The organism is Nocardioides abyssi, from assembly GCF_030412915.1.
Taxonomy (GTDB): Bacteria; Actinomycetota; Actinomycetes; order Propionibacteriales; family Nocardioidaceae; genus Nocardioides; species Nocardioides abyssi.
Window position 1 is genome coordinate 207,417 of the sequence record NZ_JAUHJR010000005.1, and the last position, 16,711, is coordinate 224,127.

At 73.6% G+C, this 16,711-nt stretch carries 14 protein-coding genes and 1 riboswitch; of the genes, 5 read left to right on the top strand and 9 right to left on the bottom strand.

All coding sequences use genetic code 11. The annotated features are described in order from the left end of the window. Positions 1 to 64 precede the first annotated feature (64 nt). Positions 65 to 2,254, bottom strand: coding sequence for an NADP-dependent isocitrate dehydrogenase (locus tag QWY29_RS13535; RefSeq protein ID WP_300961551.1), 2,190 nt, complete (start codon positions 2,252 to 2,254; stop codon positions 65 to 67). A 191-nt stretch (positions 2,255 to 2,445) separates the two neighbouring features. On the opposite strand from QWY29_RS13535, the gene QWY29_RS13540 reads away from it, so the two are divergent. Continuing rightward, positions 2,446 to 3,390, top strand: a complete 945-nt coding sequence (locus tag QWY29_RS13540) for an MIP/aquaporin family protein (RefSeq protein ID WP_300961552.1) — start codon at positions 2,446 to 2,448, stop codon at positions 3,388 to 3,390. Positions 3,391 to 3,423: 33 nt separating this feature from the next. Here the strand turns inward: QWY29_RS13540 and QWY29_RS13545 are convergent, their stop codons facing one another. Beyond that, positions 3,424 to 3,939 (bottom strand): hypothetical protein, encoded by a 516-nt coding sequence (locus QWY29_RS13545; protein ID WP_300961553.1) that lies wholly within the window; start codon positions 3,937 to 3,939, stop codon positions 3,424 to 3,426. 97 nt (positions 3,940 to 4,036) lie between these two features. Here QWY29_RS13545 and QWY29_RS13550 point away from each other — a divergent pair, with 97 nt between their 5' ends. Continuing rightward, positions 4,037 to 5,023: a malate dehydrogenase gene (locus QWY29_RS13550; RefSeq protein WP_300961554.1), complete on the top strand. Its 987-nt coding sequence runs from the start codon at positions 4,037 to 4,039 to the stop codon at positions 5,021 to 5,023. Between the two features lie 120 nt (positions 5,024 to 5,143). Here the strand turns inward: QWY29_RS13550 and QWY29_RS13555 are convergent, their stop codons facing one another. The 6 genes from QWY29_RS13555 to QWY29_RS13580 form a co-directional block, all read right to left on the bottom strand. Continuing rightward, positions 5,144 to 6,442 (bottom strand): ISL3 family transposase, encoded by a 1,299-nt coding sequence (locus QWY29_RS13555; RefSeq protein WP_300961555.1) that lies wholly within the window; start codon positions 6,440 to 6,442, stop codon positions 5,144 to 5,146. Positions 6,443 to 6,648: 206 nt separating this feature from the next. Further along, complete coding sequence (locus tag QWY29_RS13560; protein ID WP_300961556.1) at positions 6,649 to 7,071, bottom strand: DUF3017 domain-containing protein; 423 nt, start codon at positions 7,069 to 7,071, stop codon at positions 6,649 to 6,651. Positions 7,072 to 7,076: 5 nt separating this feature from the next. Further along, positions 7,077 to 7,940, bottom strand: a complete 864-nt coding sequence (locus tag QWY29_RS13565; RefSeq protein ID WP_300961557.1) for a bifunctional methylenetetrahydrofolate dehydrogenase/methenyltetrahydrofolate cyclohydrolase — start codon at positions 7,938 to 7,940, stop codon at positions 7,077 to 7,079. 138 nt (positions 7,941 to 8,078) lie between these two features. Further along, positions 8,079 to 9,668 carry a bifunctional phosphoribosylaminoimidazolecarboxamide formyltransferase/IMP cyclohydrolase gene (purH, locus tag QWY29_RS13570; RefSeq protein ID WP_300961632.1) on the bottom strand — a complete coding sequence of 530 codons (1,590 nt, stop codon included), beginning with the start codon at positions 9,666 to 9,668 and terminating at the stop codon, positions 8,079 to 8,081. Positions 9,669 to 9,721: 53 nt separating this feature from the next. After that, positions 9,722 to 9,798: riboswitch (ZMP/ZTP riboswitch) on the bottom strand. Positions 9,799 to 9,809: 11 nt separating this feature from the next. Beyond that, complete coding sequence (purN, locus tag QWY29_RS13575) at positions 9,810 to 10,430, bottom strand: phosphoribosylglycinamide formyltransferase (protein ID WP_300961558.1); 621 nt, start codon at positions 10,428 to 10,430, stop codon at positions 9,810 to 9,812. A 135-nt stretch (positions 10,431 to 10,565) separates the two neighbouring features. After that, entirely contained in the window at positions 10,566 to 11,816 is a 1,251-nt protein-coding gene (locus QWY29_RS13580) for a cell division protein PerM (protein ID WP_300961559.1), read from the bottom strand. A 72-nt stretch (positions 11,817 to 11,888) separates the two neighbouring features. Between QWY29_RS13580 and QWY29_RS13585 the strand changes: the two genes are divergently transcribed. The 3 genes from QWY29_RS13585 to QWY29_RS13595 all read left to right on the top strand — a co-directional run bounded on the left by QWY29_RS13585 (position 11,889) and on the right by QWY29_RS13595 (position 15,743). Next, a complete protein-coding gene (locus tag QWY29_RS13585) occupies positions 11,889 to 13,745 on the top strand; it encodes a SigE family RNA polymerase sigma factor (protein ID WP_300961560.1) in 1,857 nt (618 codons plus the stop codon). A gap of 125 nt (positions 13,746 to 13,870) precedes the next feature. Next, entirely contained in the window at positions 13,871 to 14,377 is a 507-nt protein-coding gene (locus tag QWY29_RS13590) for an RNA polymerase sigma factor (RefSeq protein WP_300961561.1), read from the top strand. Next, positions 14,370 to 15,743 carry a hypothetical protein gene (locus QWY29_RS13595; RefSeq protein WP_300961562.1) on the top strand — a complete coding sequence of 458 codons (1,374 nt, stop codon included), beginning with the start codon at positions 14,370 to 14,372 and terminating at the stop codon, positions 15,741 to 15,743. The genes QWY29_RS13590 and QWY29_RS13595 overlap by 8 nt, the downstream gene beginning before the upstream one ends. 86 nt (positions 15,744 to 15,829) lie before the next feature. On the opposite strand, the gene sucD is transcribed toward QWY29_RS13595, so the two are convergent. After that, on the bottom strand, positions 15,830 to 16,711 hold the full coding sequence (gene sucD / locus QWY29_RS13600) for a succinate--CoA ligase subunit alpha (protein ID WP_300961563.1): 882 nt from the start codon (positions 16,709 to 16,711) through the stop codon (positions 15,830 to 15,832).

Genomic DNA, 16,711 nt, shown 5'->3' on the forward strand with positions numbered 1-16,711 from the left:
CCCCGGGACGCACCGCGGCCCGCCGCCCCGGGAGGGCGACGGGCCGCGGACGTGGCCGAGAGGCTCAGAGCGAGGCGAGCGCCTCGTTGAGCGTCTTCGACGGACGCATGACGGCCGAGGCCAACTCGTCGTCGGGGCGGTAGTAGCCACCGATGTCGGCCGGGGAGCCCTGCACGCCGTTGAGCTCGGCGACGATCGTCTCCTCCTCCGCGGCGAGCTTCTCCGCGAGGGGCTTGAAGGCCGCGGCGAGGTCGGCGTCCTCGGTCTGGTTCGCCAGCTCCTGGGCCCAGTAGAGCGCCAGGTAGAAGTGCGAGCCGCGGTTGTCGATGCCGCCGACGCGACGGGTCGGGGACTTGTCCTGCTCCAGGAACGTCCCGGTCGCGCGGTCGAGGGCGTCGGCGAGCACCTTCGCGCCCGGCGTGCCGGCCTGCTCGGCGTACAGCTCGAGCGAGGGCACCAGCGCGAAGAACTCGCCCAGGCTGTCCCAGCGCAGGTAGTTCTCCTTGACCAGCTGCTGCACGTGCTTGGGGGCCGAGCCGCCCGCGCCGGTCTCGAAGAGGCCGCCGCCGTTCATCAGCGGGACGACCGACAGCATCTTCGCCGAGGTCCCCAGCTCGAGGATCGGGAAGAGGTCGGTGTTGTAGTCGCGCAGCACGTTGCCGGTCACCGAGATGGTGTCCTCGCCGCGGCGGATCCGCTCCAGCGAGTACGCCGTCGCCTCGGCCGGCGCCATGATCTCGATGGTCAGGCCGTCGGTGTCGTGGTCCTTGAGGTACTCGTCCACCTTGGCGATGAGGTTCGCGTCGTGGGCGCGGGTCTCGTCGAGCCAGAAGACGGCCGGCGAGCCGGAGGCGCGGGCGCGGGTGACGGCCAGCTTGACCCAGTCGCGGATCGGCTCGTCCTTGGTCTGGCAGGCGCGCCAGATGTCGCCCGGCTGCACGTCGTGCTCGATGAGCACGTCGCCGGCGCTGTTGACGACGCGGACGGTGCCCGCGGCGGGGACCTCGAAGGTCTTGTCGTGGGAGCCGTACTCCTCGGCCGCCTTGGCCATCAGGCCGACGTTCGGCACCGAGCCCATGGTGGCCGGGTCGAAGGCGCCGTTGGCACGGCAGTCGTCGATGACGGTCTGGTAGACGCCGGCGTAGGACGAGTCCGGGATCACCGCGAGGGTGTCGGCCTCCTCGCCGTCGGGGCCCCACATGTGGCCCGAGGTGCGGATCATCGCCGGCATCGAGGCGTCGATGATGACGTCGCTCGGCACGTGCAGGTTGGTGATGCCCTTGTCGGAGTCGACCATCGCGAGCGCCGGGCCGTCGGCCAGGCCCTGCTGGACGGCGGCCTTGATGGCCTCGCCCTCGGGGAGGGAGTCGACGGCGTTGAGGAGCGCCCCGAGGCCGTCGTTCGGCGAGATGCCCGCGGCGCGCAGCTGCTCGCCGTACTGCTCGAAGAGCGTGGGGAGGAACGCCTGCACCACGTGGCCGAAGATGATCGGGTCGGAGACCTTCATCATCGTGGCCTTGAGGTGGGCGGAGAAGAGCACGCCCTCGGCCTTGGCGCGGGCGACCTGCTCGGTGAGGAAGCGGCGCAGCGCGGCGACGTCCATGTAGGTGCCGTCGACGACCTCGCCGGCGAGCACCGCGATGCCGTCCTTGAGGACGGTGGTGGTGCCGTCGACGCCGGCCAGCTCGATGCGCAGGGTGTCGTCGGACTCGATGACGACCGACTTCTCGTTGGAGCGGAAGTCGCGCTCGCCCATGGTCGCGACGTTGGTCTTGGAGTCGCTGCTCCACGCGCCCATGCGGTGGGGGTGGGCCTTGGCGTAGTTCTTCACCGACGCCGGCGCGCGGCGGTCGGAGTTGCCCTCGCGCAGGACCGGGTTGACCGCGGAGCCCTTGACCTTGTCGTACTTCGCGCGGGCGTCCTTCTCGGCGTCGGTCTGCGGGTTCTCCGGGTAGTCCGGGATGTCGTGGCCCTGCTCCTGCAGCTCCTTGACCGCGGCCTTCAGCTGCGGGATGGAGGCGGAGACGTTGGGCAGCTTGATGATGTTGGCCTCGGGCGTCGTGGCCAGCTCACCGAGCTCGGCGAGCGCGTCGTCGACCAGCCCGAACTGGGCCAGGATGCGACCCGACAGCGAGATGTCACGGGTCTCGACGTCCACGCCGGCCTTGGCGGCGTACGCCGAGACGATCGGCAGGAACGAGTACGTCGCGAGCAGCGGCGCCTCGTCCGTGTGCGTGTAGATGATCTTGGCCATGGAACGGCAGCTCCTGTAGCTGGACGGCTGGTGGTCGATCGCGGGCGATCAGGGTCGTGCATGTTTCTTGACGTCAAGATACCTGACGGCCGCGCCAACCCCCAGCCTCGCACCCGCACGCACGCGGTGCCATGCCTGGACCACGCCCGCCCCCGGGTTTGGCACGGGATCGGGGCGGGGACCACCGAGGCATGAGCACCCCGCACTCCGCCCTGCCCGCGACCGGGCAGCGCGTCGCCGCCGAGGCCATCGGCACCTTCCTCGTCGTCCTCGTCGCCGCCGGCACCCTCGTCCTCTCCGACGACGTCGTGGCGGCCGCCCTCGCCTACGGCCTCGCCCACGCGGTGGCGGTCGCCGCGCTCGGCCGGGTCTCGGCGCACCTCAACCCCGCCGCCACCGTCGGCTCCGCCGTCGCCGGCCGCACCGCCTGGCGCGACGCCGGCCTGCTCGTCGGCACCCAGGTCGTCGCGGCCGTGCTCGCCGGCCTCGCGCTCTTCGCGCTGCTGCACGGCTACGAGGGCTTCGAGGCCGAGGGCAACATGGGCCAGAACTCCTTCGGCGACGTCGGCAACGGGTACGCCGCGTGTGCGGCGCTGCTGCTCGAGGTGCTCGTGACCTTCCTCTTCGTGCTGGTGGTGCTCGCGGTCTTCGACGAGCGCGCCGAGGACCGCCACCTCGCGCCGCTGTGGACCGGCCTCGCGCTGGCCGCGCTGGCGCTGCTGGCCATCCGCTTCACCGGCGCCTCGCTCAACCCGGCCCGGTCCATCGGACCGGCCCTCTTCGCCGGCGGCGACGCGATCCTCCAGCTGTGGGTCTTCATCCTCGGCCCGCTGGTCGGCGGCCTGCTCGCGGGACTCGTCCACCCGCTGCTGCTCGGCCGGTCCGGCGCGCCCGTCCCCGGCTCCGGCCTGCGACTGCCCGCCCGCAAGCCTCGCTCCACCACCGAGGACGCCGCGACGACCACCCAGCAGTGGGACACCGAGCGGCCGATCATCCAGGACGGCTGGCAGTGGGACCCGGTCGCCCAGGAGTGGAAGCCGGCCGACCCGCAGTGGACCACCCCGCAGGCCGACCCCACCCAGCAGACGCCGTGGCCCGACGGCTCCGGCGGCGACCAGGGGACCCAGATCCGCTGACCCGCTGACCCGCCGTCGGCTGACCTGACCGGGTCAGTCCTGGCGGTCGACCGTGCGCCGCGCGACCACACCGGGGTCGAGCGGCGTCGTCGTCTCCAGCACGATCGAGTAGGCGTCGGCGTCGGTCACGGCGGTGACGTCCTCGACGACGCCGGGGACGTACGCCGTGCGCCAGGAGTCGCCGTACCGCGGCTCGGCCGGCATGGCCAGCCCCGCCTGGGCACCGTCGACGCCGGCCTCCCACTCCCCCGCCGTGCCGAACCACCACACGTTGCCGCGACGGTCCTGGGCGTAGTAGTCGTCGCCGACCACGGTCACCTCCACGCCCGCGACCTCCTCGGTGCCGGAGGGGTCGGCCTGCGTCGCGGGGTCGCCGAGGAACCACGGGTTGTCGAGGTCGCCGACGAAGTCGTCCGCGTCCGGCGACGGCGTCGGCACGACCAGCTCGTCGAGGCCGGTGGGCGGGCTCGTGGGCGAGGCGGTGCCGCACCCGCCGAGCAGCAGGGAGGCCGCCAGCGCCACTGCAGCGGTCGCCCCCGTCGTACGCACGGGGCCAGCCTAGGCGGGGCCCGCGCCGGACGCGGGTGGCCCACCTCACGTCCGCTGCTAGCGTCGGGAGCAGTCCGCCGACCTCGAAGGAGTCCTCGTGAGCTCTACCCCCCTGAAGGTGGCCGTCACCGGCGCCGCCGGCCAGATCGGCTACAGCCTGCTCTTCCGTCTCGCGAGCGGTGCGCTCGCGGCCGACCGCCCCATCGAGCTGCGGCTGCTGGAGATCACCCCGGCGCTCAAGGCCCTCGAAGGTGTCGTGATGGAGCTCGACGACTGTGCCTTCCCCGGCCTGGCGGGGGTGGAGATCGGTGACGACGCGGAGAAGGTCTTCGACGGCGTCAACCTCGCCCTGCTCGTCGGCGCCCGCCCGCGCGGCCCCGGCATGGAGCGCGGCGACCTGCTCGAGGCCAACGGCGCCATCTTCACCACGCAGGGCAAGGCGCTGAACAAGGTGGCCGCCGACGACGTGCGCATCGGTGTGACCGGCAACCCGGCCAACACCAACGCGCTGATCGCGATGAGCAACGCCCCCGACATCCCGCAGGAGCGGTTCTCGGCACTCACCCGCCTCGACCACAACCGCGCGATCTCGCAGCTGGCCGCCAAGACCGGCGCCCCGGTCACCGACATCACGAAGATGACGATCTGGGGCAACCACTCGGCGACGCAGTACCCCGACCTGTTCCACGCCGAGGTCGGCGGCCGCAACGCTGCCGAGGTCGTCGGCGACCAGGCCTGGATCGAGGAGACCTTCATCCCGACCGTCGCCAAGCGCGGCGCCGCGATCATCGACGCCCGCGGCTCCTCCTCGGCCGCGTCGGCCGCCTCGGCGACCATCGACGCCGCCCGCGACTGGCTCTCCGGCTCCGCCGAGGGCGACTGGGTCTCCATGGCCGTGCGCTCCGACGGCTCCTACGGCGTGCCGGAGGGGCTCATCTCCTCCTTCCCCGTCACCACCCGCGGCGGGGACTGGGAGATCGTCCAGGGCCTCGACATCGACGACTTCTCCCGCGGCCGGATCGACGCCTCCGCCGCCGAGCTCGCCGAGGAGCGCGACGCCGTCACCCAGCTCGGGCTGATCTGACGCGGGCTGCCGCTCGCGCCCGGGGCCGCTACAACCGTTCAATTGCGCGGGTGTAGCGGCCCTGCGGCACCTGGGGGCGCTGAAACCGCGCAATTGCGGCTCTCCTGCCCTTTCCGTGGGTCAGGTTCGGCCGGGGAGGGCGGGTGGTTGGCCGCCGAGTGTGAGCATGGCCAGGGCGATGAGGGCGTCGGGTGATTTGAAGCCGAAGGCTCGGCGGGTGATGAGTCGGATCTTGGTGTTGACCGATTCGATGCGGCCGTTGGACAGGCCGTGGCTGATGGCGGCGAGGATCGGTTCTCGGTGGGTCTGGACGCGTCGGGCGAGGGCGGTGAAGGACTCCAGCCCGCTGTCGCGGGAGCGTTGAGTCCACCGGGTCAGGGCGGTGGGTGCGTCGGTGGGGTCGAGTTGGAAGACCAGGCGGAGGCCTTCTTTGAGGAGGTAGGCCTCGTGGAGTCGGGGGTCGTGCTTGGCGATCCAGTCGAGCTTCGCGCGTTGGCGGGTGGTGAGGTTCTCGGGGTTCTTCCACAGCGCCCACCGGGCTCGTTTCAACGCTTGGGCGTGGCCGGTGGCCACGATGCGTTCCTGGCCGTGCGCGCGGCCGTCGCGACGGCTGCCGCCAGCGGCGCGGCGGGCGGTGTTCCAGGCGTCGCGGCGGACCGCGTCGAGGGCTTCGGTGGCCCAGCGGACCACGTGGAAGGGGTCGGCGCACTGCACCGCGTCGGGGCACCGTTCGGCGACGACGCCCTTGATCCAGTCTGCGCCGTCAGCGCTGACCTGGGCGATCTGGGCGGACCGGTGGGGGCCGAGGGCGTCGAAGAACGACCGCAACGTGGCCCGGTCGCGTCCTGGTGCGGCCCACACCAGCCGGCCGGTGTCGTGGTCGACGACCACGGTCAGGTACTTGTGGCCACGTTTGTAGGAGATTTCATCGATCCCGATCCGGGAGAGCCCGGCGAACGGGTCGCGGGCACCGGCAGTTTGCGCCCAGACCCGGGCCACGATGTTGCCCACGGTGCGCCAGCTGATCCTCATCAGCTGCGTCACTGCCGACTTCGAGCAGTGGGTGGCCAACCAGGCGACCTGCTGGTCGAAGTCGCGGGTGTGGCCGGCGTCGTGCCGCGCCCACGCGAACGCCCGCACCGTGTGCCCATGGACCCGACAGGCCACGCGTGGGGCGTCGGCTTCGATCCAGACCTGCCAGGTCCCGATGTCCAGCGACCGCCACCGGCGACGCCCTTGGCCGCGGTCGTAGAGCGGTGCTGGCTTCGCGCCCGTCCCGCACCGCCCGCACCGAGGTCGGGTCCGCTGGGAGACCCGGACATGAGCCACCACCACGCCTCGAGCAGCGTCGAACACGACGTCCTCGACCATCGCCTGCTGGATGCCCAACAACATCGCCCATACGCTCTTGCCCAGCACGCCGTTCTCCCGCCATCTGGTTCGTGTTCCTAGACAGCTCAGGAACCTAGGCAGAGAACGGCGTGCGCTCGTTCAGGCACGGCGAAGCACCCACAGATGCGTCACAAGAGCCGCAATTGCGCGGAAGTGTCGCGCCGGCCCGAGCCCGGCCGCGCCAAACCGACCCGACCCGACCCGACCCGACCCGATCCGAGCCGCGCCCGGCCCTAGACCGGCTGGTCCGGAATGGTGCCGGCGAGGAACAGGAAGACCGAGCCGACCAGCACCAGGACGAGCACGTCGACGAGGCGGTGGCGCACGGCGAGCATGCCGGCGTCGCGCTGCGGCAGGACGAGCCGGAGCAGCGCGGCCGAGAGGACGGCGCCGGCCACGACGCGGATGCCGAGCCGCCACTCCCCCGCCGCGACCACGCCGATGCCGACCGTGGTCGCGACGAGCACGAGCAGGTAGAACGCGCCGCCGATGGTCGAGGGGTAGCGCCGCTCCTCGAGCACCTCGATCTCCTCGGCCAGCCCGGCCGCGACCTCGTCCTCGGAGGGGACGTCGTCGGGCAGCGGCTCGGGCAGGAACTCGGGCTGGGGTTCGTGCTCGGGCCCGGGCTCGGGCCGGGGTGCGGCGGGGTCGCTCACGACGTTCAGGCCGGGCCCTTCGAGGCGGCGAGCGCGCGCTCGGCCATGGTGACCACGTTGACGAGCAGCATGGCGCGGGTCATCGGGCCGACGCCGCCGGGGTTGGGCGAGACCCAGCCGGCGGTCTCCCACACGTCGTCGGCGACGTCGCCGGCGATCTTGCCGTCGACGCGCGAGACGCCCACGTCGAGCACGGCAGCGCCGGGCTTGACCATGTCGCCGGTGATGATGCCCGGTACGCCGGCCGCGGCGACCACGACGTCGGCGTTGCGGGTGTGCGCCGCGAGGTCGCGGGTGCCGGTGTGGCACAGCGTGGCGGTCGCGTTCTCCGAGCGGCGGGTCAGCAGCAGGCCCATCGGGCGGCCGACGGTCAGCCCGCGGCCGACCACGACCACCTCGGCACCGCGCAGCTCGATGCCGTGGCGGCGGAGCAGCTCGATGCAGCCGAGCGGCGTGCAGGGCAGCGAGCCCTCCTCGCCGAGCACGAGCCGGCCGAGGTTGACCGGGTGCAGGCCGTCCACGTCCTTGTCGGGGTCGACACGCGAGAGCAGCGCGAACTCGTCGAGCCCGGTCGGCTGCTGCACGAGGAACCCCGTGCAGGCCGGGTCGGCGTTCAGCTCGTCGATCGCGGCCTCGACCTCGGCCTGGGTCGACGTCGCCGGGAGGTCGACGCGGATCGACTCGATGCCGATCTCGGCGCAGTCCTTGTGCTTGGCGCCGACATACCAGTGCGAGCCCGGGTCGTCGCCGACCAGCACCGTGCCCAGCCCGGGGACGACGCCCTGCTCGCGCAGCGCGGCGACCCGCTCGGTCAGCTCGGCCTTGATCGCCTTGAGGGTGGCGCTGCCGTCCAGCTTCTGTGCAGTCATCGTGCGGATCCTCTCATCCTGGACGGGTTGCGGTCGGCGCCCGCCTCACCGGGTCTCGACACGCTCCGTCGCGGCTTCGTTCCTCAGCCGCGGTCGCTGCTCGACCACCGTCGACCAGGTCCGCTGGCGCGTCCCTGATCAGTGAGCAAAGTGCCGGGTGCCGGTGAAGTACATCGTCACGCCGGCCGCCTTGGCTGCCTCGATGGTCAGCTCGTCGCGGACCGAGCCGCCGGGCTGCACGATCGCGGCGACGCCGGCGTCGATGAGGATCTGCGGGCCGTCCTCGAAGGGGAAGAACGCGTCCGAGGCCGCCACCGAGCCGACCGAGCGCTCCCCCGCCCGCGAGACCGCGAGCCGGCAGGAGTCGACCCGGTTGACCTGGCCCATGCCGACGCCGACCGAGGCGCCGTCCTTGGCCAGCAGGATCGCGTTGGACTTCGCCGAGCGGCAGGCGCGCCAGGCGAAGGCGAGGTCGGCCAGCACCTCGGCCGAGGCGGCCTCGCCGGTCGCGAGCGTCCAGGTCGACGGGTCGTCGCCCTCGGCGTCGACGTGGTCGACGTGCTGCATCAGCAGGCCGCCGCTGATCGGGCGGGTCTCCACGGCCGCGCCGGCGTCGACCGGGCAGACGAGGATCCGGATGTTCTTCTTGCCCTGCAGCACCTCGACGGCGCCCTCGTCGTACGCCGGCGCCACGATCACCTCGGTGAACACCTCGGCCACCTGCTGCGCCATCTCCACCGACACCGGCCGGTTGACGGCGATGACCCCGCCGAAGGCCGAGGTCGGGTCGCAGGCGTGCGCCTTGCGGTGCGCCTCGGCAACGTCCGCGCCGACGGCGATGCCGCACGGGTTCGCGTGCTTGATGATCGCGACCGCGGGCTCGGCGAAGTCGTTGGCGGCGCGGCGGGCGGCGTCGGTGTCGACGTAGTTGTTGTACGACATCTCCTTGCCGTGCAGCTGCTCGGCAGCCGCGAGGCCCCCGCCGCCGTGGCCGGAGGTGTAGAGCGCCGCGGGCTGGTGCGGGTTCTCGCCGTACCGCAGGACGGCCTTCTTCTCCCACGTTGCACCGGCCCACGCGGGGAAGCCGGTGCCCTCGGAGGAGTCGGTGAGCACGTTGCCCATCCAGGAGGCGACGGCCACGTCGTACGCCGCGGTGTGGGCGAACGCCTCCGCCGCGAGCGCCCGGCGCTGGCCGAGGGTGAACCCGCCCGCGCCGGCGGCGACCAGCACGTCGGCGTACCGCGCGGGGCTGGTGACGACGGCGACGGAGGGGTGGTTCTTGGCCGCGGCGCGGACCATCGAGGGACCGCCGATGTCGATCTGCTCGACGCACTCGTCGGGGCTCGCGCCCGAGGCGACGGTGTCGGTGAACGGGTAGAGGTTGCACACCACCAGGTCGAACGGCTCGACCTCGAGGTCGGCGAGCTGCTGCACGTGGGCCTCGAGGCGGCGGTCGGCGAGGATGCCGGCGTGCACGCGCGGGTGCAGGGTCTTGACCCGGCCGTCGAGGCACTCGGGGAAGCCGGTCAGCTCCTCGACGCGGGTGACCGGCAGACCGAGCTCCTCGATGCGACGGGCGGAGCCGCCGGTGGAGACGAGCATGACGCCGGCGTCGTGCAGCCCGCGGACCAGGTCGTCGAGGCCGGTCTTGTCGTAGACGGAGACGAGGGCCCGCTTGATCGGGACCTGGTCGAGGGCCCGGTCGAGGGCCTGGTCGAGGGCCGGCACGGGGGCGCTGGGCTGGGTCTCGGACACGTGTCACTCCTGCTCGGATCGGCGAGGAGGAGCACCCAGGCGGTCGATGCTCCCGACGTCACTCCCTGGTGGTCACCCACCTGCGCCAGTCGTGTGGGGCCAGCATAGAGGCGCTCAGCCCCCGAGGCGCACCCGCCGACCGTCGACGACGTACCCCTCGCGCGCCATCCGGCCGACCGTGTCGACGAGCATCACCCGCTCCGCGGCCTTGATCCGCTCGTGCAGCGCGTCGACGTCGTCGTCGTCCTCGACCGGCACGGCGACCTGGGCGACGATCGCGCCGGTGTCCACGCCGGCGTCGACGACGAAGAGGGTCGCGCCGGTGACCTTCACGCCGTACGCCAGGGCGTCGGCCGGCCCGTGCATGCCGGGGAACGACGGCGACAGCGCCGGGTGGGTGTTGACCGTGCGGCCGCCGAAGCGGGCCAGGAAGTCCTCGCCGACCAGCTTCATGAAGCCCGCCAGCACGACCAGGTCCGGCTCGAAGGCCCCCACCCGGTCGGCCAGCGCGCGGTCCCAGTGGTCGCGGCTGGTGAACTGGCCGACCTTCGTCACGAACGTCGGCACGCTGGCCCGGTCGGCCCGCGCCAGCCCCTCGATGTCGTCGCGGTCCGCGCCGACGGCGACCACGGACGCGCCGTACGCCGGGTCCGCGCACGCGTCCAGCAACGCCTGCAGGTTGGTCCCCGAGCCGGACACCAGGACGACGAGGCGGGCGGGTCTGCGGTCGGGCACGGCTCGGAGCCTAGACCGTCGCCGCGGTGCGTCCCGGGCGCGGCGGCTCATGTAACGCGCAGTTACCTGCTCCACCTGCACGCTGCGGCGTGCAGGTAGAGCAGCGAACGTCGCGTTACAAGGGCCCGGCGCGACTCAGTCGGCGGCGACGGCGGAGCGCCGCTGCCACCAGGTGGTGGCGAGGGCACCGACGAGGCCGCCGAGGCCGAAGGCGGTGATGGCGTGGAGGGCCACGTCGAGGGCGAAGGGGCTGACGTCGCGCATCCGGCCGGGGCCGACGGCGCCGCCGGCGAGGGCGGCGAGGAGGCCGAAGGCGATGCCGGCGAGCACTCCGGCGGCCAGCCCGCGGGCGACGGCCTCACCCCAGCCGTCGGCGGGCACGAGCCGGTGGTGGCGGGCGACGGCGAGGGCTGCGACGAGGGCCGGGAGCACAGCGAGGTACGCCGTCCAGGCCGGCGGCGGGCCGGCGTCGGGCAGCGCCGCGAGGAGCGGGAACATCGGCAGCGGGCCGAGCACGACGGCGGTCGGCGTGACCAGCGTGCCGGCGCCGACGGTGAAGCCGGGGCCGAGCAGGTAGGAGCCGGAGAAGGCGACCGCGTTGGGCACGACCAGCAGCGAGACCAGCACGAGCAGGGTGGCGGCGCCGGCGTCGGTGTGGAGCTGGGAGAGGACGTTGGCGGCCGTGCCGAGGTCGAGGACGAACGCGACGAGGAGCGCCACCCCGGCGACGGCGGCCCAGCCGAGCAGCACCAGCCGGCAGGCGGGGAGGGCGAGGCGGAGGACAGGCGGGACGGTGGCGGCCCAGATGGCCGCGCGGCCCGAGCCGACCGCGACGGCGGGCGCGCCGAGGAGCAGGCAGAGCGCCAGCGACCAGGCGACGACCCGCCCGGTGGCGACGCCGGAGCCGGTGTCGGTGGCGAGCACGCAGGTCACGACCGCCACGACGACGTACCCCGCGGCGAGCAGGCCGGCAGCGACCGGCACCGTCCAGTCGCGCTCGCCGTCGGCGATCCGGTCGGCGTCGGGGCCGTGGCCGGAGACCGAGTCGCCGACGCGGAGGCCGAGCCGCCAGACCGTCCATGCGCAGACCAGGGTGATGCCGAGCGGCACAGCGGTGACCGGCACGCCCTCGACGCGGACGCCCGACCCGTGGCCGAGCAGCCAGCCCCAGGCGCCGACGCGCAGGCCGTCGCCGGAGCTGCCGTGGGCGCCGGCGTCGGTGAGGAACCAGCCGACGACGCCCAGCGCCAGGCAGACCAGCAGCGGGCCGAGCGCGGCCGCCGCGCCACCGAGCGTCGCGACGAGCACGAGCGGCCGGCGGTGGTCCATGTCGTGCCCGGCCGAGGGCGCGGGACGGGCCGTCGGCCGGGGCAGCAGAGAGGTCATGGCTCCCCGATCATCACCCGCACGACCGGCCCGGTCGTGCCGCCACGCCGCGCGGGTACGGTGGCCGGTGCCATGCCGCCGCCCGCCGACCCCGCTGATCCCGTCGAGGCCTTCGACGAGCTCTACCAGCGCACCCGCGACCGGCTGCTGCTGCAGACCTGGGCGCTGACCGGCGACCTGACGGCGGCGCGGAGCGCGGTCCGGCACGCGTACGTCGTCGCGTGGCACCACTGGCGCAAGGTCTCGCGCCGCGACGACCCGGAGGCGTGGCTGCGCCCCCACGCGTGGGCCTACGCCCAGCGTCGCCACACCGCCCGGCTCGGGCACCGCGACAAGGACCTCGACCCGGACGTCAAGGCGACCCTGGACGCGCTCGCGGATCTGCCGGTCGGCCAGCGCCGGATGCTGCTGCTCTCCCTGCTCGCGCCGGGCCCCTCCGACGACATGGCCCGCGAGGTCGGCCTGCCGCGCGAGGAGGCGGAGCGCGAGCTGCACGCGGCCGCGGTCGGGTTCTCGGCGCTGCGCGACGTGCCCACCACCGACATCGCCGCCCAGCTCGACCCCCTCGCCGCGGCGGTCGCCGACGTGCGGTGGCCCCGCCCCTCGATCCTGCGCCGCTCCGGCTCCGGCCGCCGCCGCGCGCACACCCTCGCCGGCGTCCTGGCGACGGTGGGCGCCCTCGTCGTGAGCGGCGTCGTCGTCGGCGACGACGGCGTCCGCACCTCCCTCGACCGCGCGGTGACCGGCCCGCGCGCCAGCGCGCCCGCGGCGCCCGGCGGCGAGGAGGCGCAGCCCCCGCTGGTCGCCGACGCCCTGCTGACCGGCGAGCAGGTGCAGTCCCGCGTCCGCGGCACCGGCTGGTCCGAGCTGCGCACCGACGGCAACACCGAAGGCGACGGGATCGTCCTGCCCTGCCAGGCCGACCGGTACGCCGACCCCCGCGGCACCGGCGCCCTCCTGCGCGTCTTCGCGGCGGCCGACCGGGGCACGGGCCCGCGGCGCACCGCCTGGCAGCTCGCCGAGGTCTCGCGCAACGAGCGCGCCGCGCGACGTACCTTCCGCCGCACCGTGCAGTGGTACGCCGCGTGCTCGGAGCCCCGCGTGCAGCTGCTCTCCACCCGCACCGTCGGGGCGGTCGGCGACCAGGCGATGCTCTTCACCCTGCGGTCGTGGTCGCGGCCGGTCCGCACGACCGTCGTCGGGGTCGGCCGCACCGGCCTGCTGACGACGACGACCGTGCTGCGCGTCGGCAACGACGACCGGCCCGACATCTCCGGCGGCACCGACCTGCTCGCCGACGCGGTGCGCGAGATGTGTGCGATGCCCGACGGCGGCTCGTGCGTCGGGCGGCCGGACCCGCAGCTCGCGCGCGCGGTGCCGATCGGCGAGGTGCCGAGCCTGCTCTCCGAGATCGACCTGCCGCCGGTGCAGCGCGTGGCCGCCCCCTGGACGGGCAGCCCGACGGTGCGCGCCGACACCAACCCCGCGGCCACCCCCTGCGACCGCACCAGCTTCACCGGCGGCCAGGTCAGCAACAACGTCACCCGCACCTTCGTGGTCCTCGACGCCGGTCTGCCGGCGGAGTTCGGGCTGTCGGAGACCGCTGGCTCCCTGGGCCCGCGCAAGGCCCGCGCCTTCGTCGACGGCGTGCGCCGGCGGGTCGCCCGCTGCGCCGAGGACGACCTCACCACCGAGGTCCGCCGGCTGGAGACGAGCGACACGAAGAAGGAGGACCTCACGGTCTGGGTGGTCACCACCGAGGTCTCCGAGGACACCACCGTCCGCTACCTGATGGCCGTCCTGCGCTCGGGCACCTCCGTCGCGCAGGTCGGCTTCGTGCCGGCCGGGCGCCGCACGATGGCCGACGAGGCGTTCGTCGGGCTCGCCCGCCGGGCCCTCGAGCGGCTCCACGAGCACCCGGCGCCCTAGACCGCCGACCGCGGCTCCCGAACTTCTCCGTCCGACCGTGCAACCGTGACGTCTGCCGAGGCGTATCCCTCCTGACCGGCCACCGAGAGCCGGCCGGAGCAGCACAGCGAGACGGGAACGAGTCGATGGACGAACGCGAGTTCGACGACTTCTACACCGCGTCGTTCCAGAAGATCACCGGTCAGGTCTACGCCATGATCGGCAACCGGGACGAGGCGCAGGAGTGCGTCCAAGAGGCCTTCGTGCGGGCGTGGGCGCACCGCCGCAAGCTCGAGCGGGCCGAGCACCCCGAGGCGTGGGTCCGCACGACCGCCTACCGCCTCGCGGTGAGCCGCTGGCGGCGTACGACGCGGAGCCGGCGACCCGCCGACCGCGCGCTCGGCGCCCGCACCGAGGCCGCGCCGCCGAGCGAGGCGCACGTGGCCCTGGTGGCGGCGCTCAAGCAGCTGCCCGAGGCGCAGCGCCAGGCGCTCGTGCTCCACCACATCGCGGACCTCCCGGTCCAGGCGGTGGCGCGGGAGACCGGCGTGCCCGAGGGCACCGTCAAGGCCCGGCTCAGCCGCGGCCGCGCCGCGCTCGCGGCCCTGCTCTCCGACGACCCCGGCTACCAGGAGGGAGCGAGCCGTGCGTGACCCGATCGAGGACCTCCAGCACTTCCGAACCGATGGGACCACCGTGAACCCCCTCCCCGCCTCCGAGGTGCGCCGCCGCGGCGACCGGATGCGGCGCCGCAACACCGCCGTCGCGACCGTCGGCGGCGTGGCCGCCGCGCTCGTCGCGGTCGGCGTGCCGTTCGGCATCGCCCAGTCCGGCGGTGGCGACGGGCCCGACACCAGCCCGGCCCCGCCGTCGGTCTCCTGGCTCCAGGAGGCCCCGGAGGGCTTCCCGCTCGACGCGGGGTACGCCGCCTCGGCCACCGACGAGGTGGCCCCCGCGATCCCCGACGTCTGCGGGACGCCGTTCTGGACGACCGCCGGCACCACCGACGTGGCGGGTGCGACCCTCAGCGGCGGCGAGGCGTTCGACGCCCGGACGCTCATGGTCTACCCCGACGACGACGCCGCGGAGCGGGCGCTCGCCGGCATCCGGGCGGCCGTGGCCGACTGCCCCGAGCAGACCGAGCTCGACGAGAGCCCGGACACCACGCTCGTCCACGACGTGCTCGACCAGGACCTGCCCACCGAGGAGTCCTTCGTCTTCGTCCAGCGCGCCCGCTTCGACGACGGCCTGCTCTCCGACGCGACGATCACGGGCATCGGGCGCAGCGGCAACGCGCTGCTGGTCGACCAGTCCTACGCCTCCCCGGGCGACGACCGGTCCGTGGCGACGAACCTGCGACTGCAGCTCCAGCGCGCCGCCCGGCCGTTCTCCGAGCTGTGCGTCTTCTCCGCGACCCCGTGCTCCCCCGGCGACGGATCGCAGGAGGACCCGGCCGCGCAGGTCGTGCCCGACGGCTTCCCGCTGCTCGGCGGCTGGCCCGAGGAGTCCGAGGGCGGCGAGTTCGGCCCGGCCGGGCCGACCCGCACCGGGCTCGACGTGATGGAGCCCGAGGCGTGCGGGGCGACGGCGCCGGTGCCCGCGCACACCGACCTGGTCCGCGCGGCGTACAGCAACCCCGAGGACTACCGCCAGCGCCAGCTCCTCACCTTCGCGACGACCGAGGAGGCCGACGCGTACGTCGACGCGGTGCTCGCGATCTTCGACGACTGCTTCGAGGTGGAGACCGAGGACGGCACCACCCGGCTCACCCAGCGCATCGACGAGGTGTCGGGCACCGGTGACCGGGCCGGCGGGGCGGTCACCCGCTACGAGCGCGACGGCGACCCGGTGCCGGGGATGAGCACCCTGCTCGTCGTCCGGGTCGGCAGCGCGGTGCTCCTCGGCGAGGACCAGAGCGAGGGCAGCGGCGGCCTCGAGCCCGAGGTGGCCGTGCAGGAGTCGTTCCAGTCCATCCTCGCCGAGGCCGAGGGCGTGATCCGGGCGATGCGCGACCTCTGAGGCGCGGCCCGCACGCGGCGTACCACGCACGAACGGCCCCCGGCGGGATCGCCGGGGGCCGTTCGTCGCGTGCTACGAGCAGGTGCTCAGAGGGACTGGAGGATCTCCCGCATGAGCGCCGCGGTCTCGGACGGCGTCTTGCCGACCTTCACGCCGACGGCCTCGAGGGCCTCCTTCTTCGCCTGCGCGGTGCCGGAGGAGCCCGACACGATCGCGCCGGCGTGGCCCATCGTCTTGCCCTCGGGGGCGGTGAAGCCCGCGACGTAGCCGACGACCGGCTTGGTGACGTGGTCCTTGATGTACGCCGCCGCGCGCTCCTCGGCGTCGCCGCCGATCTCGCCGATCATCACGATCGCCTTGGTCTCCGGGTCGTTCTCGAAGGCCTCGAGGGCGTCGATGTGCGTGGTGCCGATGATCGGGTCACCACCGATGCCGATGGCGGTCGAGAAGCCGAAGTCCCTCAGCTCGTACATCATCTGGTAGGTCAGCGTGCCCGACTTCGACACCAGGCCGACCGGGCCCTTGCCCGCGATGGTGTGCGGGGTGATGCCGGCCAGCGACTCCTCCGGGGAGATGATCCCGGGGCAGTTCGGGCCGATCATCCGGGTCTTCTTGCCATCGAGGTAGGCGAAGACCTCGGCGGAGTCCTGGACCGGGACGCCCTCGGTGATGACCACCAGGAGCGGGATCTCGGCGTCGATGGCCTCGAGGCAGGCGTCCTTGGTGAAGGCCGGGGGCACGAAGGCAACCGAGACGTCGGCGCCAGTGGCCTCCATGGCCTCCTTGACGGTCCCGAAGACCGGCAGCTCGGTGCCGTTGAGCTCGACGGTGGTGCCGGCCTTGCGGGCGTTGACACCGCCCACGATGTTCGAGCCCGCCTGGAGCATCAGGTTGGTGTGCTTGGAGCCCATCCCGCCCGTGATGCCCTGGACGATGATCTTGGAGTCCTTGTTGAGGTAGATCGTCAT